Annotated in this window: 22 protein-coding genes and 1 riboswitch; of the genes, 18 read left to right on the top strand and 4 right to left on the bottom strand. The window is 59.7% G+C overall.

Going from position 1 to position 22,665, the window contains the following annotated elements; genetic code table 11:
• The first annotated feature begins 7 nt into the window (after positions 1-7).
• Genes ACWGKN_RS05735 through ACWGKN_RS05705 form a run of 7 tightly spaced genes read left to right on the top strand, consistent with a single transcriptional unit; the run spans position 8 to position 6,706 of the window.
• Positions 8-532 carry a NuoI/complex I 23 kDa subunit family protein gene (locus tag ACWGKN_RS05735; protein ID WP_035229209.1) on the top strand — a complete coding sequence of 175 codons (525 nt, stop codon included), beginning with the start codon at positions 8-10 and terminating at the stop codon, positions 530-532.
• A gap of 4 nt (positions 533-536) precedes the next feature.
• Positions 537-1,046, top strand: a complete 510-nt coding sequence (locus ACWGKN_RS05730) for an NADH-quinone oxidoreductase subunit J family protein (protein WP_035229213.1) — start codon at positions 537-539, stop codon at positions 1,044-1,046.
• Positions 1,043-1,339, top strand: a complete 297-nt coding sequence (nuoK, locus tag ACWGKN_RS05725) for an NADH-quinone oxidoreductase subunit NuoK (RefSeq protein WP_035229216.1) — start codon at positions 1,043-1,045, stop codon at positions 1,337-1,339. The genes ACWGKN_RS05730 and nuoK overlap by 4 nt, the downstream gene beginning before the upstream one ends.
• Before the next feature lie 4 nt (positions 1,340-1,343).
• Entirely contained in the window at positions 1,344-3,257 is a 1,914-nt protein-coding gene (gene nuoL / locus ACWGKN_RS05720) for an NADH-quinone oxidoreductase subunit L (RefSeq protein ID WP_452094858.1), read from the top strand.
• Positions 3,258-3,270: 13 nt separating this feature from the next.
• A complete protein-coding gene (locus tag ACWGKN_RS05715) occupies positions 3,271-4,782 on the top strand; it encodes an NADH-quinone oxidoreductase subunit M (protein ID WP_052159919.1) in 1,512 nt (503 codons plus the stop codon).
• A gap of 13 nt (positions 4,783-4,795) precedes the next feature.
• On the top strand, positions 4,796-6,211 hold the full coding sequence (locus ACWGKN_RS05710; RefSeq protein WP_052159920.1) for an NADH-quinone oxidoreductase subunit NuoN: 1,416 nt from the start codon (positions 4,796-4,798) through the stop codon (positions 6,209-6,211).
• 54 nt (positions 6,212-6,265) lie between these two features.
• On the top strand, positions 6,266-6,706 hold the full coding sequence (locus tag ACWGKN_RS05705; protein WP_035229222.1) for a CBS domain-containing protein: 441 nt from the start codon (positions 6,266-6,268) through the stop codon (positions 6,704-6,706).
• Between the two features lie 364 nt (positions 6,707-7,070).
• Here the strand turns inward: ACWGKN_RS05705 and ACWGKN_RS05700 are convergent, their stop codons facing one another.
• Both ACWGKN_RS05700 and ACWGKN_RS05695 read right to left on the bottom strand, forming a co-directional pair.
• The gene (locus ACWGKN_RS05700) at positions 7,071-8,459 is read right to left on the bottom strand and encodes a sigma-54-dependent transcriptional regulator (RefSeq protein ID WP_035229225.1); all 1,389 of its coding nucleotides are present in this window, start codon (positions 8,457-8,459) and stop codon (positions 7,071-7,073) included.
• A gap of 199 nt (positions 8,460-8,658) precedes the next feature.
• Positions 8,659-9,501 (bottom strand): PHP domain-containing protein, encoded by an 843-nt coding sequence (locus ACWGKN_RS05695; protein ID WP_035229227.1) that lies wholly within the window; start codon positions 9,499-9,501, stop codon positions 8,659-8,661.
• 421 nt (positions 9,502-9,922) lie between these two features.
• On the opposite strand from ACWGKN_RS05695, the gene ACWGKN_RS05690 reads away from it, so the two are divergent.
• Together ACWGKN_RS05690 and ACWGKN_RS05685 are read left to right on the top strand one after the other, a co-directional pair.
• Positions 9,923-10,687, top strand: a complete 765-nt coding sequence (locus ACWGKN_RS05690; RefSeq protein WP_452094857.1) for a L,D-transpeptidase family protein — start codon at positions 9,923-9,925, stop codon at positions 10,685-10,687.
• A 14-nt stretch (positions 10,688-10,701) separates the two neighbouring features.
• A complete protein-coding gene (locus ACWGKN_RS05685; protein WP_035229230.1) occupies positions 10,702-11,043 on the top strand; it encodes a PilZ domain-containing protein in 342 nt (113 codons plus the stop codon).
• Positions 11,044-11,051: 8 nt separating this feature from the next.
• On the opposite strand, the gene ACWGKN_RS05680 is transcribed toward ACWGKN_RS05685, so the two are convergent.
• Entirely contained in the window at positions 11,052-11,714 is a 663-nt protein-coding gene (locus tag ACWGKN_RS05680) for a Crp/Fnr family transcriptional regulator (RefSeq protein WP_035229232.1), read from the bottom strand.
• 172 nt (positions 11,715-11,886) lie between these two features.
• On the opposite strand from ACWGKN_RS05680, the gene dinB reads away from it, so the two are divergent.
• The 8 genes from dinB to cobI all read left to right on the top strand — a co-directional run bounded on the left by dinB (position 11,887) and on the right by cobI (position 21,058).
• Positions 11,887-13,047: a DNA polymerase IV gene (gene dinB, locus ACWGKN_RS05675; protein ID WP_424256142.1), complete on the top strand. Its 1,161-nt coding sequence runs from the start codon at positions 11,887-11,889 to the stop codon at positions 13,045-13,047.
• A gap of 57 nt (positions 13,048-13,104) precedes the next feature.
• A complete protein-coding gene (sppA, locus tag ACWGKN_RS05670; RefSeq protein ID WP_035229238.1) occupies positions 13,105-14,961 on the top strand; it encodes a signal peptide peptidase SppA in 1,857 nt (618 codons plus the stop codon).
• 42 nt (positions 14,962-15,003) lie between these two features.
• Positions 15,004-15,975: a membrane protein gene (locus tag ACWGKN_RS05665; protein WP_035229240.1), complete on the top strand. Its 972-nt coding sequence runs from the start codon at positions 15,004-15,006 to the stop codon at positions 15,973-15,975.
• 152 nt (positions 15,976-16,127) lie between these two features.
• Positions 16,128-16,327, top strand: a riboswitch (cobalamin riboswitch).
• Positions 16,328-16,438: 111 nt separating this feature from the next.
• On the top strand, positions 16,439-17,422 hold the full coding sequence (locus tag ACWGKN_RS05660; protein ID WP_452094856.1) for a sirohydrochlorin cobaltochelatase: 984 nt from the start codon (positions 16,439-16,441) through the stop codon (positions 17,420-17,422).
• A 1-nt stretch (position 17,423) separates the two neighbouring features.
• Positions 17,424-18,452, top strand: a complete 1,029-nt coding sequence (locus ACWGKN_RS05655) for a FecCD family ABC transporter permease (RefSeq protein WP_035229243.1) — start codon at positions 17,424-17,426, stop codon at positions 18,450-18,452.
• Entirely contained in the window at positions 18,449-19,243 is a 795-nt protein-coding gene (locus ACWGKN_RS05650) for an ABC transporter ATP-binding protein (RefSeq protein ID WP_424256137.1), read from the top strand. The genes ACWGKN_RS05655 and ACWGKN_RS05650 overlap by 4 nt, the downstream gene beginning before the upstream one ends.
• Complete coding sequence (locus ACWGKN_RS05645; RefSeq protein WP_424256135.1) at positions 19,236-20,225, top strand: ABC transporter substrate-binding protein; 990 nt, start codon at positions 19,236-19,238, stop codon at positions 20,223-20,225. Before ACWGKN_RS05650 ends, ACWGKN_RS05645 begins: the two co-directional genes overlap by 8 nt.
• A 35-nt stretch (positions 20,226-20,260) precedes the next feature.
• Positions 20,261-21,058, top strand: a complete 798-nt coding sequence (gene cobI, locus ACWGKN_RS05640; protein ID WP_452094855.1) for a precorrin-2 C(20)-methyltransferase — start codon at positions 20,261-20,263, stop codon at positions 21,056-21,058.
• A gap of 31 nt (positions 21,059-21,089) precedes the next feature.
• On the opposite strand, the gene ACWGKN_RS05635 is transcribed toward cobI, so the two are convergent.
• A complete protein-coding gene (locus ACWGKN_RS05635; protein WP_035229245.1) occupies positions 21,090-21,488 on the bottom strand; it encodes a PilZ domain-containing protein in 399 nt (132 codons plus the stop codon).
• Positions 21,489-21,697: 209 nt separating this feature from the next.
• On the opposite strand from ACWGKN_RS05635, the gene ACWGKN_RS05630 reads away from it, so the two are divergent.
• A complete protein-coding gene (locus ACWGKN_RS05630) occupies positions 21,698-22,627 on the top strand; it encodes a universal stress protein (RefSeq protein WP_452094854.1) in 930 nt (309 codons plus the stop codon).
• Positions 22,628-22,665: the final 38 nt, after the last annotated feature.

Below are 22,665 nucleotides of genomic sequence, written 5' to 3'. Positions count from 1 at the left end.
GAATTCCATGACTGTAAAAATCAAGACCTTGGAACGTCAAGGTTCCACTTTCATCGAGAGGCTCTATCTGATCGAGGTGTTCAGAGGGATGCGCACGACCTTTGACCATTTCTGGCGGATCCTGCTCGACAACTCGAAATCCTATGTCCGCCACTACCCGGAGGTCAAGCCGGAGATCACCCCGCGCTGGCGGGGACGGCACCGACTCACCACCCATGATGACGGGACGGTCAAATGTGTCGCCTGCTTCATGTGCCAGACCAACTGCCCTTCCCACTGCATCTCCATCGAGGCGGCCGAACGAGTGGACGGCAAATCGGAAAAGATGCCCGTACGGTTTGAGATTGATCTACTTGAATGTATCTATTGCGGTTATTGTGTCGAGGCTTGTCCGATGGACGCCATCCGCATGGACACCGGCATCTACTCCGTCATCTCCTCTGAACGTAGTTCCCTGGTCAAAGGAATGGATGAGTTGCTGGCCACGCCGGGCGCTTTCAGCGAAGAAGACTACAGAAAAAGGGGGCTGTGATACCATGCTCAGTCAATGGCTGTTCTACGCTTTTGCCACCGTGTCGGTGCTCGGCGCCCTCGGTTTGATCCTCAGTCGGCATCCGATGAACGGGGCGATGTGGTTCGTGGTAACCCTGGTGTCGCTGGCGGGGCTCTACTCACTGCTCTCAGCGTCACTGCTCTTTGCCCTGCAGTTGATTGTCTATGCCGGGGCGATCATGTCCCTGATCATATTTATAATTATGTTCCTCAATATCCAGCCTGCCGACATCCCGGATGAAAAAGGCAAATGGGCCTATCTCCTCGGCGGGTGTCTGGCGGTCACTCCGATCGGCCTCCTCCTGCTGAAGATCGTCAGTACCCTGCCGGGGGGAGAAATCGACATCGTCGGCAACGGTTTCGGCAATGTCAAGTCGGTCGGCATGGTGCTGTTCCGTGACTGGCTGCTGCCGTTTGAGATCGTCTCGATCCTGCTTCTCGTCGCCCTGGTCGGTGCCGTCGTTCTTGCCGGGAAAAAGGAGATAACCCAATGATCCATGATTACCTGTCCCTCAGCATCCTGCTCTTCTGCCTCGGTATTCTCGGAGTCATCTCGAGGCGCAACGTTTTTACCGTCTTTATGTCGGTCGAACTGATGCTGAATGCCGCCAACCTTGCGTTCATCGCCCTCGCCCGCCTGCATGAGAACATGGATGGACACGTTCTCGCCCTGCTGGTGATGGCGGTTGCCGCCGCGGAGGCGGCCCTCGCCCTTGCCGTTGTCATCCTGCTGCACAAGCACACCGGCAAGGTCGACACCAATGTCTTCAGCTTGTTGAAGGGGTGACCAGATGGCCCAGAATGTCTCATATCTCGGCATGATCCCGCTGTTGCCGCTCATCGGCGCGGCATTGGTCGGTATCCTGCACCTTGCAACCTGCAAGAAAAAGCGTCTACCGGATAAACTTTATGCCGTTCTCGGCTGTACGACACCGATCTTGACCTTCGTTCTGGCAGTGAAGGTCTTTCTCGACCTGAATGGCCTGCCTGTCGATACCCGCGCTCTCACGCACGAGGTCTTCACCTGGTTCGAGGTCGGGGAAATGCATGTCAGCATGGGATTTTTCGCCGACCCGCTCAGCTCGCTGATGCTGCTGTTCGTCACCTTCACCGCTTCGTTGATCCACATCTACTCGATCGGGTACATGGCCGGCGATGAAAGCTTCGCCAAGTTCTTCGCCTACCTCAACCTGTTTCTCGGCAGCATGCTGATACTCGTCCTCGGCAACGGACCGGTCGTGATGTTCGTCGGCTGGGAGGGTGTCGGACTCTGTTCCTATCTGCTGATCAGCTACTATAGCGAAGACCGGAGCAATGTCCTCGCCGGGAACAAGGCATTCATCGTCAACCGCATCGGCGACTTCGGTTTCGTCCTCGGCATGGCCTTCCTGTTCTGGGCAATCGGCGGATCCGGATTCGACTATATCTCGCTGAAAGCCAACGCTCATCTGCTGGCACCGGCCACCGTCACCCTGGTGTGCCTGCTGCTCTTTGTCGGCGCTACGGGAAAGTCGGCCCAGATCCCTCTTTACGTCTGGTTGCCGGACGCAATGGCCGGCCCGACCCCTGTCTCGGCCCTGATCCACGCTGCGACCATGGTTACCGCCGGTGTCTACATGGTCGCCCGTTTCAGCTTTCTCTACGTTCATGTTCCGACCGTCGGTCTGGTCGTTGCCTGGATCGGCATCCTCACTGCCCTGGTCTCAGCGATCTACGGCATGTTCCAGAACGACATCAAGAAGGTGCTGGCCTATTCGACCGTCAGTCAACTCGGCTACATGTTCGCCGGTGTCGGTCTCGCCGCCTATTCGGCCGGAATCTTTCATGTCTTCACGCATGCCTTCTTCAAAGCCCTGCTGTTCCTCGGCGCCGGGTCGGTGATTTATGCCCTGCACCACGAGCAGAACATCTGGAAGATGGGTGGCCTCAAGAGCAAACTGCCACTGACCTACAAGACGATGCTGATCGGTTCACTGGCCCTCGCCGGCTGTCCGCCCTTTTCAGGATTTTTCAGCAAGGATGAGATTCTCTACTCGGCGCTGGCCTCAGGCCAGACGGGGATCTGGCTGGTCGGGGTCCTGGTCGCCGGCATGACCGCCTACTACACCTTCCGGATGATCTTCGTCGTCTTCCATGGCAGTCCTCGTGATGCCCATGCCTATGAGCACGCTCACGAACCGCCCGCCGTCATGACTGTGCCGCTGGTTATCCTCGCCATCGGTGCCCTGTTCGCCGGCTTTCTCAACCTGCCGGCGCTGTTCGGCGGTTCGCAGCAGGTCACCCACTGGCTGGCGCCAAGTCTTGCCGAGCATCCCCACGAGGCCTCGCACAGCACGGAGATCATCGCCATAGCCGCCAGTGTCGCCGCCTTCGCGATCGGCATCTTCATCGCCTATCGCAAATTCGGCAAGGGGGCTGTGGAACCTGTCTATAGCGGCTTCTCCAGTTTCGCCTATCATACGTTCCGGATCAATGAACTTTATGATGTACTGTTTGTGCGGCCGTACAAGGCCATAGGATCGGCAATCGGCAATTACATCGATGCCCATATCACCGACGGACCGGTGCAGTTGATCGTCTGGTTCTATCGCCAGTTCGGCTCCAGCTTCAAGTTGCTGCAGGTTGGCTATGTTCGTGTCTACGCCATTTACATGATCATCGGCCTGAGCGTGATGAGCTATCTGCTCACCCAATCATTCAAGTAGGAAAGAGGTCCGCATGTTTGAAAACGTCCTCTCCACCATGATTTTTCTGCCGATCGTTGTCGGTCTGGCAGCAATGCTGATACCATTCAGTTCCACGACCGCCCGCAGGATCGGACTACTGGCATCCTTGGTTGTCCTGTACTTCGGGATCAGGGTCTACCTTGGATTCTCCGGCAGCGGCCAACTCGAGTTCGCCGAAACGCGAGCGCTGCTTGAATCCGTCGGGATCTCCTACCGGATCGGTGTCGATGGCATCAGCCTATTTGTCCTGTTGACCGGGGCAGCCCTTATTCCCATCGTCTTTGTCGTCGTGAAGGACAGACCGCGGGCCTTCTACGGCAGCCTGCTGGTCACCCAGGGCGCCATGGCCGGAGCAATATGTGCGGCCGATCTGGTGCTGTTTTATGCCTTCTGGGAGATCATGCTCATCCCGATCTTCTTCATGATCGGAATCTACGGCGGTCCGGAACGCAGAGCGGCGACTGTCAAGATCATGCTCTACACCGTTTCCGGTTCGCTGCTGATGCTGGCCGCGATCATCTACCTTGGTGTCGCCTTTCACGGCCAGTACGGCGTGTGGTCGTTCGAAACCGCCGGACTGGCAGGGCTTGAACTCAGCGACAAAGCGGCGGCTCTTGCGTTTTTCGCCTTCATGATCGCCTTCGCGATCAAGATCCCGATCTTTCCGCTCCACACCTGGCTTCCCGATGCTTACACTGAAGCTCCGGCCGCGGCCACCTTTCTGTTGTCGGCGATCATGGCCAAAATCGGTATCTACGCCGTCATTCGCTTCATCATGCCGGTCTTCGGTCCGGAGTTGGTCCGCTATGCCATGCCGCTTGCCTGGGCTGCCGTTATCGGCCTGATATACTGCGGCATCGCCGCCATCGGCCAGAAGGACATGAAACGCCTGCTCGCTTTTTCCTCCGCGTCTCATATGGGCATCCTCGCCCTCGGGCTGTTCTGTCTGAACATCCAGGCACTCACCGGTTCCATTTATCAGATCATGGCCCATGCAACGAGCACCGGGCTGCTCTTTCTCCTCATCGGCATCATCGAAGACCGACTGCAGACCAGAGAAATTTCCGATCTCGGCGGCATTGCCCGCCAGGCTCCGGTCTTCGCCTGCTTTTTCGCTGTCGCCCTGCTGGCCTCGGTCGGTCTGCCCGGTACCAGCGGTTTTATCGGCGAGTTTCTGATCATCATGGGTGCGATCAAGTTCGATACCACTCTTGGTGTGCTCGCCGCCACCACGCTGATCATCGGAGTCTGCTACATGCTGTGGATGTTCCAGCGTGTTTTCTTTGAAAAGAGCAACGACAAGACACATGGTTTTACAGATTTGAGCATCTGCGAGACCCTGGCCTTGCTGCCGGCCATCCTGCTGATTCTGTTCATGGGGGTGTTTCCTCAACCCTTCATCGCCAGAATTACACCGGCCGCACAATCTCACATCGCCACGGTCCAGGGGAGCGGCCAATTAACCGGCCATGTCGCCCTTGACCATATTCAGCAACAGAAATGAGGATGGACAGACCATGAACTGTGATATCGTATACCTGCTCCCCCTCTTCACCGTTACCATCGGCGCCATCCTGTTGATGCTGCTGTCGGCCTTTGAATCCATCCGCATCGAGGTGGCATCGGCCCTGTCGGTCGGCATCTTCGCCGTAGCATTCATCGTTCAGCTGGTACCGATTGGATTGAACGATGTTCTACCCTTCGTCTCGCTTTTCAACGGCATGCTGGCAGTCAACGATTTCACCCGCATCGCCTCGATGATCATCATCGCCTGCGGCCTGTTCACAGCGATGAGTGCCATCAGCTACTTTCGCCAGAACAATTTCGGGTCCCTCGAGTTCTTCAGCCTGATGACCTTCGCCGTCAGCGGCATGATGCTGCTCACCATGGCCCAGGAACTCATCACCGTCTTCATCGCCCTTGAAACCGCCTCTCTTTCCATCTACGCCCTGGTCGGCTACAACCGCCGCAATATCTTAAGTTCGGAGGCCGTCCTCAAGTATCTGATACTCGGCGCCTTTGCCGGAGGGTTTTTCACGATGGGGATCGCCCTCGTCTATGGGGCGCTGGGGGATACCGGTTTTGCCGCGATCGCCGCAACGATCAGCAGAGACGGTTTATTGCAGAATCCCGCTCTGGCAGGAGGTCTGCTCTTCATTCTCTTCGCTCTGTTCTTCAAAGTCACCGTATTTCCCTTCCATTCCTGGGTTGTCGATGTATATGACGGTGCACCGATACCGGTTACCGGTTTCATGGCAACTGCCCTGAAGACAGCCATTATCGCTGTGCTCGCGAATGTTCTGCTGCTCGCTGCCGATATCCGCGAGTCCTGGCTCGACATGCTGTTTTATCTGACCGTCTTCACCCTCTTTGCCGGCAACCTTATCGCCATCGGTCAGAACAGCCTCAAAAGAATGCTCGCCGCATCCGGCATCGTCCATACCGGATATCTCCTGATCGCATTGATTGCCGTGTCCGGCGACCAATTCAGCGGCTCGGTGATCCTCTACTACCTTGCCGCGTATGCAGCCAGCACCCTCGGAATCTTCGCCTCGCTGTCCTATCTCTCCGGCACCGACGAAAAGCGAAAAGAATTCAACGATTTCAGAGGATTGGCCAAGGTGCGTCCATATTCCGCGGCGGCCATCACCATTTTCCTCCTGTCCATGGCCGGGATCCCACCGACTGCAGGGTTCATGGGCAAGCTCTACATCATCGTCACCGCCTACCAGTCCGGGCAAGTCGTCCTGGCGGTTCTGGGTATTATCAGCAGCATCCTCTCGATGTGGTATTACCTTCGTCTGATCATCGCCATGTATTTTCATGAGGCGGATGACCTGTTTGAAACCAGCGGCTCGCGATCGGCCCCAGTCTGCGCCTTTATTCTCGCCATCTGCGTATTGGCATTGAGCCTCTATCCGGTAGCGATATAACGACAAGAAAGGGCATGCATCATACGAGTCAATCCAGTTAAGGAGAAAAGTACAATGAAGGCGAAGGATATACTGGCAGTCAAAGGTAGCAGGGTGATCACTATCCATCAGGACAACAAGGTGCTGGATGCCATCAACATGTTCTTTTCCAATCGGGTGGGATCGCTGATCGTCGTCGATCAGAATGACGACATCAAAGGAATTTTTGCTCCCAACGATGTCCTGAAGGCCGTCAGCAAAGATCCCGAGAATATCCGTCACGCCAGCGTCAAGGATTTCATGAGCACCAATATGATAGTCGCCAGGCTGGAAGATAAAATCGACTATATCCAGGCCGTAATGACGGAAAACCGGGTCCGGCATATCCCGATTGTCGAAAATGGCAAACTGCAGGGCGTTGTCTCCATCGGTGACGTAGTCAACGCGCAATTGAAGGTAAGGGACGTGGAAAACCAGTATCTGAAGGAGTACATGGAAGGGAAATATCCGGCCTGATAGCACGGAGGGACTACTGCTTTCTGCCGCCCCTGCTCAAGGATGCGTTGCAAGCGTTCGTCTGGAGTGTCGGCAGGTGTATTTCGAATGGCGGGGCAGCCGGCAAAGACTCATCGTTGCCAATCTTCACAACCCAAGGTAAACACGTTGGAGATGAACCATCCTTTACTGCGAGCGCCATCGGTGGCTGAAGGCATAACGTGGGGAAGAGAAATAGCAACTGCTGTCCACCCTGCACCCCCTCTCGCTGGTTCTGAGTCACCAACCGTCGCAGCATGACCACGCTGGCTGTCGTTGACGGCCGACACAACCAACGCGGTTCCATATCACCGCAATACGAGCGTCGATGCCATGCCGGCAACGCTCATTTCTTTTTCTTAATCCCGTACTTTTTCATCTTATACTGGAGCAGGCTCTTGGTTATCCCGAGGCGGTCGGCTGCCCTGGCCTGGACAAAATTCGCCTCCTCAAGTGCATCGACCAGCATCTTTTCCTCGACGGCATACAGAACGTCGTTGAGGCCGGCAGATTCCGGAACGATCTGGTGCAGATCCAGTTCCCGGCTCCAGGCCGCCTGGGTGTCCATGTTGACCGATTCCGGCTGAACATCCTCGGCCTCGATACAGTTGCCGTTACAGAGGATCGCCGCCCGTTCGATGGTGTTTTCGAGTTCGCGGACATTTCCTTCCCACGGCAGGGTCATCAACAGGCGCAAGGCCTCCTTGGTGATGGTGAGATCTTTTTTATCCAGTTTTTGCGAAAATTTATCGATAAAAAAATCGACCAGCAAAGGCATGTCATCCATTCGCTCGCGCAGGGCCGGCAAAGTGACATGAATGACATTCAGTCGATAGAAGAGGTCCTCACGAAACCGGCCCTGCATGACCTCTTCCTTCAGGTCGCGATTTGAGGCGCTGATGATCCGCACATCGACAGTCAGGGTCTTCGTCCCTCCTACCCGCTCGAAACTCCGTTCCTGCAGAGCTCTGAGGAGCTTGGCCTGCAGGGCCAGCGGGATCTCGCCGACCTCATCGAGGAAGATCGTGCCGCCGTCGGCCAACTCGAACCTTCCCTTGCGCATCGCCACCGCCCCGGTAAAGGCCCCCTTCTCATGACCGAAGAGTTCGCTCTCGAGCAGGTTCTCCGCCAGCGCGGCACAGTTGACGGTGATAAAGGCCTTGTCCTCTCTCGGGCTGTTCACGTGAATGGCCTTGGCCACCAGTTCCTTGCCGGTGCCACTCTCGCCGGAGATCAACACCGAGGCCGGGGTCGGCGCCACCTTTTCGATCAGTTCGTAGACCTGGAGCATCCGCGGATTCTTGCCGACCATCCCACTGAAACCTGATTTGCCGCGGATTTCACTGCGCAGGCGGGTATTTTCACGTACCAGCGAGTAGTGCTGCGCCGCCTTCTGGATGGTGACAATCAGTTCATCATTGGAAAACGGTTTGGCGAGATAGCTGAAGGCCCCGGCCTGCATCGCCGCCACTGCCTTCTCCACCTGGGCGTAGGCGGTGATCATCAGTACCGGCAATTCGCGGTTGAGGGCCTTGACATGATTGAGCAACTGCATCCCGTCCATCTCCGGCATCTGCATGTCGGTGATGACGAGATCGAGATCGACATCCTTGACCACCTGCAGCCCTTCCCGGCCGTTCGAAGCGGTGAAGACCTCAAAGCCTTCGTCCCGCAGAAGCTCCGACATGACTATCAGGTAGTTGGGTTCATCATCAACGATCAGGATCGAATACATAGGAAACTCGCACCTCTATGCGCAGGAAACAGTCCTGCATCAAAAAATTATCTGGATCCGTTCGGAGTATCAATACCGAACCGGATTGTCCGAAGCCAGGAGGAATTGCCATACGCTACCATATCGTGATGCCATCCCCTCATGCAACAACCTTGTCGGGTTGATTGAAGTTCGACATTCCCGGTACTGCCTGCTGTGGTCATCTGGCTGCCGCGCGGTCTTTCATGATCCGCAACAATTCTTCGGGGACGTGGACATTGCGGCCGCCGGCGATCGTCGTTCCCGGCCGGATGTCACCGTGGAAATCGCTGCCGCCGGTCAACACCAGGCCATAGTGTTCGGCTGCGGCGATTATCTTGCGGCGAGCCTTGGACGAATGGGTCGGATAGTAGGCTTCGAGACCATCGAGACCCATCGGCACCAGGATATCGAGCAATGCCGGCAACCGGCTGAGGTCCGGATCCATCTGCTGCGGATGAGCCATGACGCAGAGACCGCCAGCGGCCCGCAGAACGGCGATGGCATCCTCGGCGGTGGGAACCGGACGCGAGGCATAGGCCAGTCCCCCTCGGCCAAGATACTTCTCGAAGGCCTGGAGCATGGTGCCGACCGCCCCCTTCGCCAGGAGCAGTCTGGCGATATGCGGTCGGCCGGTCTGGCCGGTCACCGATACCTGCCGCAGTTCGTCCTCTTCTATCGTTACCCCTAGGGCCCGCAGTCTCTCGAGGATCTTCGCGTTGCGCTCCTGCCGCCCCTTCTGCAGATCGGCCAGCATCCGGTTGAGATCGGAATGGCCGATATCCATCAGGTATCCGAGAATATGCATCGAGGTCCCCTGATGGAGGACGCTGAACTCCAGCCCGGCAACGACCTCGAGCGGCAGGCCGGCAGCGGCCTGCTGCGCCGGAACAAATCCGTCGATGGTGTCGTGGTCGGTCAAGGCGATGGCTGTCAGGCGCTTGCGCGATGCCAATCCGACCACCTCGGCCGGTGACATCGTGCCGTCTGAAAATGTGCTGTGGATATGGAGATCAAGGGCCATCGCGGGGTAGCTTCCTTCGACAGAATGAAATGATTTTACCGAGCGTTCAGTTCCGACACTACCTGCAGTCTGGTACCGGGGCAAGTGAATAGTGACAGCGGTTGCCCCAGCCCGCTTCCTCCTCCTTCCGTTCCGGTCACGATCCTTTCGATGATGCCGATGAATCTTCGGTTGATACCAGGGGCGCCATAACTTTGAATCAGAGCCGGATTCCTTCCACGTTCAGAAGCGGGGGAAGGCTGCCGACCGCTACGGATCCAAGATGACAAACACCGCCGCGCCAACGCTGGATTCTGTCCCTCATCCTCTTCCTGCTGGACTTTCGCACATTTTTTTGCTCTATTAAGACGCTGTTAGCTGTTTTCTCCGTCTCGCAACACCGAATTTCCGGTTAGAGTCCTCCAGGTGACAAGCCGAGCCGATGAAGCCATTGATATGTAGCTGCGCCCTGATCTTGATGATAATCATCAACACCGGCATTTGTCACTCCGCCACCATGGTTCAGACTCCGGCAAGCGAGATATCACAGGAGGTGGTGACGCGGCTGTCCCCGGAAATCACCCAGGCCATGGAGAACAAAGCCCTTCGCCTCGGGGCGCCGATCTTCATGCGGATCTTCAAGGAATCCGATGAGCTCGAGATCTGGGTCCTGCAGGGCAGCGGTTTTGTTCTCTTCAAGACCTACAGGATCTGCGATTATTCGGGGGACCTCGGTCCCAAGGAGAAGGAGGGAGACAAACAGAGCCCGGAGGGATTCTACCGGGTCGGACCGGCTCAGCTCAATCCCTGGAGCAGGTTTCACCTGGCGTTCAATCTCGGTTATCCCAACGAGTATGACCGCCTCAACGGCCGGACCGGGAACGCGTTGATGGTGCACGGCCGCTGCTCATCCGTTGGCTGTTTCGCGATGACCGACTACCGGATGGAGGAGATCTACACCATCGCCGACGCCGCTCTGGCCAACGGCCAGGAATCCTTTGCGGTTCATATCTTCCCCTTTCGGATGACGGCGGAGAACATGCGCCGCCACCAGGACCACCAGGACGGCAGATGGCAACGCTACTGGCGCAACCTGAAGGAAGGCTACGACCTTTTCAAACGCACGGCGATCCCGCCGGAAGTGGCCGTCGACCGGGATCGGTATCTGTTCAAAGCGACCACCATCGAACTCGCCCGACAGCCGTAGAGAGCGATCATATCATGGAACGACCGGAACAGCGCACCAAGACCCGGGTCAAACTGGAGACCTCGGCCAAGCTGCAGTTCAATGACCGCAGCCTCGCCGGCAACACCCTGTCGCGGGATATCAGCCTCGACGGGATCTTCATCCGGACCAGCGAACCGGTGCCGATCAACGTCCCCTGCCGGGTCACCATCACCATCTCCGGGACCTCCAGCATCCTGTCGCTGCAGATCAAGGGCAGGACGGTCAGGCAGGATCATACCGGCGTCGCCGTTCGTTTCACCGAACTCGAGCTCGACAGCTACCTGCACCTGCGGAATATCGTCCTCAACAACCAGGTCCCCGATTCGGCGGCCTAGCCCCGCCGCTATTTTGATTCGAGCCCCCGGCGATCGAGGATATTGATCCGCCGCCCCACCACCTCGATCAACCCCTCCTCGGTCATTCTGGCGAAGATCCGCGACAGGGTCTCGGGGATGGTGCCGAGCAGACTGGCCAACTGACCTTTCGAAATCTCCAGTTCAACGCTGTCTTCCCGGCCCTGTTCCTCGAGCAGGTAGAGGATATAGCCGGCGAGGCGGGCCGGCACCTCCTTGAGCGACAGGTTTTCGATCTGCATCGTGAACCGCCGCAACCGCATCGACAGGACCGCCAGCATGTTCAGGGCGATGGATGGGTTCCTGGAGACCAGGGCGACAAACTTGTCGCGGGGAAAATACAGCAGTTTGGTGGCCGCCAGGGTCTCCGCCGATGCCGGGAACGGCTGGCCGTGAAAGACCGGCACCTCGCCGAACGGTTCGCCCTCGCCGAAGATGTGAAGGATCTGTTCCTTCCCGCCGAGCGACATCTTGAAGATCTTGACCTTGCCCTCCCCGACCATATAGAAGCCGTGGCCGGGATCGCCCTCGAAGAAGATCGACTCGCCCTTGCCGTACGTCCGTTCGATGGCGATGTCGACAATTTCACTGATTTGATGCTCAGGCAGCCCCTGAAACAGACCACTGGCACAGATAACCTGATGTACTTTCATCCCTTCTCCTTCTCCATCCCACCCAAAGACCGTCGTCGGTCCGTCTTCAACGATATATACCAGATAATCGAGTCTCACCGCACCATATTGAAGTGATGAGAAAAAATGCGGGGTGTCGTATACTGGAGGCAAACATTCAGGTCATAACGCACCAGCACCTCCGAATCGAACAATGATCGACCAGACAGCAACCCGCTATCGCAAGATTATCCACATCGACATGGATGCCTTCTACGCCTCGGTGGAACAGCTCGACAATCCCGAGCTGCGCGGCGAGCCGGTCATCGTCGGCGGTTCTCCCGACAGCCGCGGGGTGGTCGCCGCCTGTTCCTATGAGGCCCGCCGCCATGGCATCCACTCGGCGATGCCGAGCGCCAGGGCGGTGCAGCTGTGTCCCGAGGTGGTTTTTCTCAGGCCGCGGATGTCCCGCTACAAGGAAATCTCCCGCCAGGTGATAGCGATCTTCAGAGAGTATACCGACCTGGTGGAGCCGCTCTCCCTCGACGAGGCCTTTCTCGACGTCTCGCCGTGCCGACGGCACCAGGGATCGGCGACCCTGATCGCCCGGGAGATCTGCCGCCGGATCTATCATGAGACCGGCCTCACCGCCTCGGCCGGTGTTTCCTGCAACAAATTTCTCGCCAAAGTGGCAAGCGGGTACGAGAAACCGCGGGGGCTGACGGTCGTTCTGCCGGATCAGGCCCAGGACTTTCTTGACGCCCTGCCGATCGGCACGTTCTACGGGGTCGGCCAGGTCACCGAGAGCCGGATGCGGCAGCTCGGCATCCATAGCGGTCATGATCTGCGACTGCTGAGCCGGGAGGAGCTGATCCGACATTTCGGCAAGGCGGGGGCGTTTTTCTACGATATCGTCCGTTGCCGCGATTTTCGCCCGGTTGTGCCGTCACGGCTCCGCAAGTCGATCGGCAGCGAGGTCACCCTCGATCGCGACACCGCCGATCTGACGGAAATATTCGCCATCCTGCACACCCTGGCAGCAGGCCTTGAAACCGCCCTGGCCCGACACCGGCAAGGCGGGGCGACCATCACCCTGAAGGTCCGCTACCATGATTTTGTAACCGTTACCCGTTCGCTGACCCTGCCCGCCCCGATTTATGACCGGCACGATATCTTCGATCATATCCCGCGCCTGCTCCATGGCACCGAGGCCGGCAGGCGGAAGATCCGGCTTCTCGGCATCTCCCTGTCAAAGCTGACGCCAAAGGACAAAAGACCTCCACGCCAGCTGCCGCTTCCCTTTCTCCGGCAACCGCCCGTTTCGGCGACCGGAACGGGATCGGCAACCGTCGGTCTTGCATCCGCCGGCAGATGACTTACTGTCTGACGGCAAACCACTCCATTCACCCTGTACCCGCTTGCGATCACAACCATGAGAGACCTCATCCATTCCATTCTCGGCATCTTCCGTTTCACTGGACGTCTGCTGACGTTTGTCCGCAATACCACGTTCAACCTTCTCTTCCTCCTGATTCTCCTTATCGCCTGCATTGCCATATTCACCGGCGGCGACCGCCGACTCGAGGACAACAGCATCCTCGTGCTCTCCCTGACCGGGGATATCGTCGAGGAAAAACAGCCTATTTCGTCCATCAGCAAGCTGTTTCAGGAAATGCGGGGAGAACCGGCGAAAGACGAGGAAATCCTGCTCCAGGATATCCTCCACATCATCGACCGGGCGACGGAAGACCACCGGATCGCGGCAATCCTGCTTGACCAGAAGGATCTGGGCGACGCCGGCATCGATCAGCTCCAGGTCATCGGTGCGGCCCTGAAGCGCTTTCGGGCCACCGGCCGGCAGGTCATCGCCGCCGAGGACCTCTACACCCAGAAACAGTACTACCTTGCCGCCTTTGCCGACCTGGTCGCCGTCAACCCGATGGGTGGCGTCGACCTCCACGGTTTCGGCGCCTATCCCCTCTATTTCCGCGAGGCCCTCGACAAACTGAAGATCAATTACCATGTCTTCCGGGTCGGGACCTACAAGTCGGCCATCGAACCGATCACCCGCGACTCGATGTCCCCCGAGGCCCGCCGGCAGAACGCCGTCTGGCTCTCATCGCTGTGGGACAGCTACGTCGCTGATGTCACGGAACAACGGAAGATTCCGCGGACCAGCATCGACAACTACACCAACTCAATCGACACCCTTCTTGCCGCCACCGGTGGCGATACGGCGCAGCTGGCGCTGAAAACCGGGCTGGTCGACCGGGTCTGGACGCGGCCGCAGGTCCAGTCCCACCTCGCCTCGATCGCCGGCACCAGTTCCGAACGCGATTACACCTCGATCGCATCCGCCGACTATCTCGGCCTGATCGGCCCGGCGGCCCAAGGCGGCAGCACGGCAGTCAACAAGGTGGGAATCCTGATCGCCCAGGGCAACATCCTGCCCGGCAAGCAGCCGTCCGGGGTCATCGGCAGCGATACGCTGGCCGATCTGATCAAGGTGGCCAGGGAGGACGCAACGGTCAAGGCGGTAGTGCTCCGGATCAACTCCGGTGGCGGATCGGCCTTCGCCTCGGAGATCATCCGCCAGGAATTGCTCGAATTAAAGAAAAGCGGCAAGCCCCTGGTCGTCTCGATGGGCACGATGGCCGCCTCGGGCGGGTACTGGATCGCCGCCGATGCCGATCAGATATGGGCGGCCCCGACCACCCTCACCGGTTCGATCGGCATCTTCGGTGCCATTCCGACCTTTGAGAACACCCTGGCCGACCTCGGCGTCCACAGCGACGGCATCGGCACCACCCCGCTGGCCTCCGGCCTCAATCTCGCCCGGCCGCTCAGCCCGCAGTTGAAACAGACGATCCAGTTGTCGGTCGATCACGGCTACCGGCAATTTCTCGCCATCGTCGAACAGGGCCGAAAGATCGACAGAGCCCGGCTGGAGAGCGTCGCCGAAGGCCGGGTCTTCGACGGCCGGACGGCCCAAAAAATCGGTCTTGTCGACGAACTTGGCGGTCTCGACGAGGCGATCGCCGCCGCCGCCGGACTGGCCGACATCACCGATGATTTCGAGCCGTACTCCATCCGCAGATCGCCGTCCCTCGGCGAATGGATACTGGAGAAGCTGGCCGCCGAACAACAGGCCTGGGCCAACCTGTCCCCCTTCCTCCCCGAGGTGGTCAGCGGTCTCCATCGCCGGTTCAGTGCGACCATCGGCCGACTCCCGCTATTCGCCGACCCCAACAGCCTCTATGCATACTGCTTTCTCACCGGCAGCCTGTGATACTCATCCACCCTGCACCCCGACCAACGCCCGGCCCCCAATATGACCGTCTCCGCTGACACCCTTCTGACTCTCTGGGACCGGCTGCTGTGGCCGTTGCTCCGGCTGATCGCCTCGATCTCGATCGGCTTGATGATCGCCAACTTCATCGAATCGCTGAACTGGACCCGCCGGATCGCCTTCCTCGCCCGGCCGCTGATCAGATTCGGCCATCTCTCCGACATCACCGGCGCCTCGTTCTCAATGGCCGTTTTCTCCGGCGTCTCCGCCAACACCCTGCTGGCCGAGGCCTACGATCAGGAAAAGATCCGCAAGGCGGAACTGGTGCTGGCCAATCTCTTCAACAGCCTTCCCACCTACTTCGTCCACCTGCCGACCATGTTCTTCATCACCGTGCCGCTGATCAAGGGCGCCGCCCTGATCTACGTCGGCCTGACCCTGGCGGCCGCCCTGCTCAGGACGTTCTCGATCGTCATCGTCAGCCGGTTCCTGCTGCCGAAGCCGGTCAGCCATGACGGGCTGCCGCCCGCTGGCGGCAGGGCTGCCGTCGACTGGCGGGAGGCGATGCGCAAGAGCTGGCTGCGATTCAAAAAGCGCATCCGCAAGATCCTCCTGGTGACGGTGCCGATCTACATCATCGTCTACGTCATGAACCGCATCGGCTTTTTCACCGAGCTCGAGCAGGCCACCGCCGCCTATCTCTCCTTCATCCCCGGACTGACACCCCACGCCATGGGCATCATCACCCTGCAGATGGCCTCCGAACTGACTGCCGGTGTCGCCGCCGCCGGGGCCCTGCTGCAGGAAGGAAAAATGGAATACCGCGAGATCATCCTGGCCCTGCTGGTCGGCAACATCCTGTCGTCGCCGCTCAGGGCAGTGCGGCACCAGTTTCCCTATTACGCCGGGATCTTCAAGCCCAAGGTCGCCACCGAACTGATCGTCTGCAGCCAGGCCTTCCGGGTGTTCAGTCTGATCCTGGTGGCGGCGGCCTACTCCATCTACGCCTTCTGAGTGGAAAACGGCTGATGGTCAATGATTCAGGTCGTCAGTCATCTTCATCCACCGCATCGGGGAGATGGACGCTCGACGGGACGAGATCGGCGGCCGTCGCCGGTTTGTGGAACGTTTCCTGCTTGACAACAGCAGGAGGGGAAGGTATCGAATAGGGAGAAAACGATTCGGGTACCTGCAGCTTCAGTCGGCAGATGCAGGTGAAAGAGGGAACTTCGTGTAATTCGAAGACGGGCCCGCCGCTGTGACCGGGGACTGCCCCTGAACGATCGCCACTGTCAGCTCATGATGGGAAGGCTCGGGGAAGGAGAGATCCGGAAGTCAGAAGACCTGCCTGAATTGTAGGGTCATGCCTCGTGGACAGATGGCATGGCAATGATACGGATAACCAGGGAATCCCGGATCAATGCATCAATTGGTCCGGGATTTTGTTTTTTCCGGACCGTCAGCGATGAGGTTGATTATGCACAGTTTCATCCACTCCGTCGGCGCCCTCTTCCTGCTGTTCCTCCTCTGCCAGCCGGCCCAGGCCGGCGATATCCCCGAAACCGGCGGCCAGGCCGTCGTTCTTGCCGCTTTCGGCACCACCGTTCCCAAGGCCCTGCCCGGGATCCTCAACATCCGTGACCGGCTCCAGCGCCAATACCCGCAGACGCCGGTGAAGATCGCCTTCACCTCCAACATTGTCCGGAGGGTGTGGCAGAAGCGGCGCGGCGATACCGCCTTCATCAAGGAGCATCCGGGGGTACCTGCGGATATCTTTACTGTCCAGGGACCGCTGGCCACCATCGCCAACCTGCAGGATGCCGGCTACCGGACGATCATCGTCCAGCCCGGCCATATCAGCGCCGGCGAGGAGTATCTCGATCTCGCCGCCTCTATCGACGCCCTGGGCGGGATCAGGACGATCAAGGCCAGATTCAACCCCTTCGAGCAGTTGGTGCTCAGCCGTCCGGCCATGGGAACGGCGGGAGAACAACATCCCTATGCCGACGATCTTACACTGATCGCACAGGCGCTCGCCGGCGACGCCGCCCTCGCCGAAAAACACGGTTCAACCCTCCTCTACATGGCCCATGGCAACACCTACATGCCTTCCGGCAGCGCCTATCTCGAATTCGCCGCGATCATGAACCGCCTCTATCCGCGGGTCAAGATCTACATCGCACTGGTCGAGGGCTACCCCTCGCTCGACGACACCCTGCCGCTGCTCGAACAGGCCGGGGTCGGGAAGGTGCTGCTCAAACCGTTCATGACCGTCGCCGGCGACCATACCCTCAACGACATGGCCGGGGATGAGCCGGAATCATGGAAATCGATCCTCGCCGCCAAGGGGTACGAGGTCATGACCGTCCCACGGGGACTGGGCGAGAACGATGCCTTCGCCGACGTCTACCTCCACCATCTGCAGCAGACCGCCAGCGACAACGGTATCGTGCTGCACTGACATGACCCGGCAACTCACCATCCTGTCCCTGCTCCTGCTGCTGCTCGCCGGTCTCGTCACCGTCGCCACCGGCCTCGGATACCTTCATATCCCGGTCGGCCAGGTGCTCGAGATCGGCTGGGCCCACCTGACCGGCACTCCTCCGGCGGCGGACATCGACAGCCGGTTCCCGGTGATCGTCACCGACATCCGCCTGCCGCGGATCATCGCCGCCACCCTGGTCGGCGGCGGCCTGGCCGTGGCCGGCGGCGTCTTCCAGGCCCTGCTCCTCAACCCGCTGGCCGACCCCTACACCCTCGGGGTCTCCTCCGGTGCCGCCTTCGGCGCCTCCCTGGCCATCATCCTGTCGCTGTTCGGCATCGCCCTGCCGCTGAGTTGGACCGTGCCCTTCTTCGCCTTCGCCGGGGCGCTGGCCACGCTGGTCGTCGTCTTCAGCCTGGCGTCGGCCGATTCCCGGTTTTCCTCGAATACCCTGATCCTGGCCGGGGTCATCGTCGCCGCCATCCTCTCCGCCGGCATCGGCTTCATCAAGTACATGGCCGACGAGGAGGTCAGCATCATCATCTTCTGGCTGATGGGCAGCCTGGTCGGCAAGACCTGGCAGGAGGTGCTGCTGGTGCTGACCATCACCCTGCCCTGCCTCCTCGTTATTTTTTATTTTGCCCGTGATCTCAACATCATGGCGCTGGGGGAGAAGACCGCCGACTCCCTCGGGGTCGAGAGCATCAAGGTCAGAAAGCTGCTGCTGACCGTCGCCACCCTGATGACCGCCGGCTGTGTTGCCATCTCCGGGATCATCGGCTTCATCGGCCTGATCGTGCCGCATCTGCTGCGCCTCCTGGTCGGCGCCGACAACCGCCTGCTGCTGCCCGCCTGTTTCCTTGCCGGCGCCATCCTGCTCCTCGCCGCCGACACCGTCACCCGGGCCCTGCTGCCGCACGAGATCCCGATCGGGGTCCTCACCGCGCTGATCGGCGGCCCGTTCTTCTGTTACATCTTCAGGAAGCGGCAACTGGGGAGGGGAAGATGATGACCGGCACCGCCCCTCTATTCGTCCTCGACCGCTGCAGCTTCGGCTACACCGCGACCCCGGTCCTGGTCGATATCAGCATGGACCTCGATTCCGGCCGGTTTTACGGCCTCCTCGGGCCGAACGGCAGCGGCAAGACCACCCTGCTCGACCTGCTCACCGGCGCCGCCCACCCCCTGGCCGGACGGCTCACCTTCCACGGGCGGGAGGTCGGGACCTACGGCAAGGCCGCCCTCGCCCGGCTTCTGGCCGTCGTCCCCCAGGACCTCCATATCAGTTTCGACTTCACGGTCTACGATGTGGTGATGATGGGCCGTCACCCCTTCATCCCGCGATTCTCGCCGCCATCGACGGCAGACATCGACCTGGTGCAGGCGGCGCTGGCCGAGATGGACATCAGCGCCCTGCAGCACCGCTCGGTCATGCACCTGTCCGGCGGCGAACGCCAACGGGTCCTGGTGGCCCGGGCCCTGGCCCAGAACACCCCCGTCCTGCTGCTCGACGAACCGACGGCAAGCCTCGATATCCGCCATACCCTCGATATCATGAAAATCCTCCGGCGGAAGGTGACGGAGACCGGCATCACCGTCATCGCCACCATCCACGACCTCGACCTGGCCTCGGTCTTCTGCGACGAGTTGATCGTCCTCCACGCCGGCTCGCTCTACTGCCACGGGCCGGTGGCCGCGGTGATGACCGCGCCGCTGATCCGCGAGGTCTTCGCCGCCGAAGCGGTGGTCTTCAATGACGAACTGCTCGGCAAACCACGGGTGCAATACCGCTATGCCTAGACTGATTCCTCCGCATCATCCCCTGCTCGCGCTCATGGCGTCGCGCCGCTGTTGCCGGTTCACCCTGCGAAGCGGAGTGAGTCTGCTGCTCTTTATCCTCCTCCTGCCGCAGGTCCCGGCCGCGGCCGAACTCATCGACCAGGATGGGACGCGGATCGTTTTCGATCGGCCGTTCTCCCGGATCATCTCCCTTTATCCCGCCCACACCGAGAACCTGGTGGAACTCGGGGCGACGGAGCAGATCATCGGTGTCAGTCGCGGCGACAACCCCGCTGCCGTCCGTGGCAAGGAGATCTTCAGCGATGCCGACAGCGCCGAGAAATTCCTCGCCGCGGCTCCGGATCTGGTCCTCGTCCGGCCGATGATCTCCCGTTCCCACCCGGCCCTGCTCGCCCGGCTGCGGGACAGCGGCATCACCGTGGTCTCGCTCCAGCCGACCGACGTCAAGGGGATGTTCGCCTACTGGCAGACCCTCGGCGACCTGACCGGCCGCGCCGCCGCCGCCCAATCGATGCGAACCCGTTTTCTCGCCGGGGTTGCGGCGATCGAGCGGAAGATCCCCATCGCCGATCACGGCCGGCGCCCCGGGGTCTATGTCGAGGCGATCCATGCCAAGATGAAGACCTTTTCCCCCGCCTCGATCACCATCTACGCCGTCGAAACGGCCGGCGGCCGGAACATCGCCACCGATGCCCGTCCACGGAACAGGAGCAATATCGCTGAATACGGCAAGGAACACATCATCGCCCGGGCGGCCGAGATCGATATCTTTCTCAGCCAGACCGGGCGGATGAACGCCATCGATATCGACACCCTGAAGGCCGAGCCCGGCTTTGAGCTGATCAAGGCCTTCAAGGACAACAGGGTCTACCTGATCGAAGAGACCCTGGTGTCCCGGCCGACGCCGCGGCTCCTCACCGGCATCGAACAACTGCACCGGCTGTTCTACCCGCAGCCGCCAACCACCGGACATCGCCAATGAGCATCCTCCCACCCATTTCAACCCGAGACAAAAACATGCGTGACGCGACCCTCCATATCATCGGTACCGGCCCCGGGGATCCCGATCTCCTGACCCTCAAGGCCCTGAAGACCCTCACCGCCTGCCCGGTCATCGCCGCCCCCAAGGCCTCGCCGAGCGGCAGTTCGACTGCACTCGCCATCATCAGTCAGGCGGTCGACCTCGACGGCAAGACAGTCTTCGAACTCTACTTTCCGATGAAGAAGATCAGGGCCGGGAAGGCGCCGGAAGAGGAGGTCAGCCGGGCCTGGCGGGCGGCGGCGGCCACGATCATCGCCTGTCTCGACCAGGGACTCGATGTCGCCTTCCCAACGCTCGGCGACCCGGCGATCTACTCCACCGGCTACTATCTCTATGATACCCTGCTGTCGATGCGGCCGGATATCCGGGTCAGATTCCACGCCGGGATCCCGGCGATGAGCTGCTGTTCGGCGGAAACGGCGATGCCGATCTGCCTCGGCAACGAGATGCTGGCGGTGGTGCCGGCGACCTTCAGCGACGAACGCCTGCGTTCGACCCTCGAGGCGTTCGACACCATCGTCCTGATGAAGGTGCACCGGGTTCTGCCCCGGATCTGCCGGTTGCTCGAAGAAACCGGTCTCCTCGCCAAGGCGGTGCTGATCGAGCGGGCGGGGATGGAAGGCGAACGGATCATCCGCGATCTCTCCACTATTCCCGAGAACCCGCACTATTTTTCCACGATGATTATCCGCCGCAATGGCGGTTTTCAGGCACCTTGGTCCCGGGACAGGCAACAGGCAGGCCCCATTCCTGCTGACGTTTCCGCCATGTAGGAAACGAGGCCGCGTTCCCGGCTACGATGAGTCAGCGGCCCCCGGAATCAGGTGGCTCGCTCGGGGGGACGGCATCCTGATCCCTGTGCTCTATGCTGAAATGGGTATAGATATTGAACAGGACATACCATTCGAGTTTGGCGGCAAAGCGGATGCCCAATCCGTTTGCATCCTGACGGACGACCTTCCCTTGAAGGTCGTCCAGGATCAGTCGACTGTGCCTGGCGGAGATGACAATCCGAATGGAACAGATGGTTGCAATCGCCACCTGCCGGTCCGTCCCGACATACATCCCGAAAAGACTGATATCCTGAAGACCGCCTTCCAATTGTTCCTGTCCATCCGGAAAAGAGAGAAAGACAGTGGTGACATAACGCGTTCGCATCCCCTTGCGTCGTTCGTGGAACTGGTCAGGCTGTTGTCCGATCATGCGCCGTCTCTCTTTCCTTCGTGATGTTTTTGTTAAATGACCGCCCCTTTTTCGGTAGTTAAGCAAATGATATCATAACTTCAACAGAATTTTCGGCAATTCCGCGCATCGATCCTCCCGGAGTGCGCAGTTTTGCCGTTGACTTCGCCGCCTGTTCAAAGATATACTTCATTTATTTTAATGAAATAGCGTTATTACAAGGTGGTTCCATGAAAAAAAAGCTCCTCCTCGCCGTCGATGGCTCACCCTGCAGCACCCAGGCCCTCGAGTATATCGCCGCGCTCTTTGCCGACCAGCCTGAAGTCAGCTTTCATGTCCTGCACTGCACCAGCATCGGCTCCTCTGTTCGCCCCGAGGCCGAGGACCCGGAGAACAGCCTGCTGCCGACCGACCACAGGCTCGATCGCCACCAGGCTATCGGCCTCCTTCATCTGAAAAAGGCCGAAAACCAACTGACCGCCCTTGGGGTCGTTGCCAGCCGCATCACCTCCTCGACCATTCCCAACGCCACCGGCGTCGCCGCTTCGCTGAAGGGGTATGCGGAAAAACATCTGGTCGACAGCATCGTCGTCGCCAGACGGGGGATAGGGGTGGTCGGGGAGATGCTCCTCGGCTCGGTATCGGCGGAGCTGTTCCGGAAATGCCGCAAGATACCGTTATGGATCATCGATGGCGAGGTCACAACCAAACGGTTTTTCGTCCCCGTCGACGGATCGGTCAACTCCCTGATGGCCGTCGATCACCTGGCCCACATCTTCGCCGGCAGAAACGATATCGCCTTCCTGTTCTTTCACACCCGCAGCCTCCTTTCATCGAGGGTCCAGTGTGTTCCCGAGGATTTTTACGACCGCTGGGGAAAGGAGTGGTGCGACACGCACCTGCAGGGCAAAAACTGCCTGTTCACCGGCCCGATCCAACTGCTCCTCGATGCCGGCATCGACAAGGAGATGATCCACACCCTGCCGGAACCGACGGCCCTGGAAGAAAGCAGCAGCATCATCGGCAACGCCAGGAAACATAAATGCGGCACGATCGTCATCGGCCGGAGGCGGGAAGGGATGGCGAAGGGCATTTTCGGCAGCATCTCGAGCCGGACCGTGATGCAGACCCAGAACATGGCACTGTGGATCATCGGCTGATGCCCATTGTACCGCCGCAGGCCTCTCCGCCTGATTCA

The sequence above is a fragment of the Desulfoprunum sp. genome, from assembly GCF_053613775.1.
This window is presented reverse-complemented; position numbering and strand designations above follow the sequence as displayed.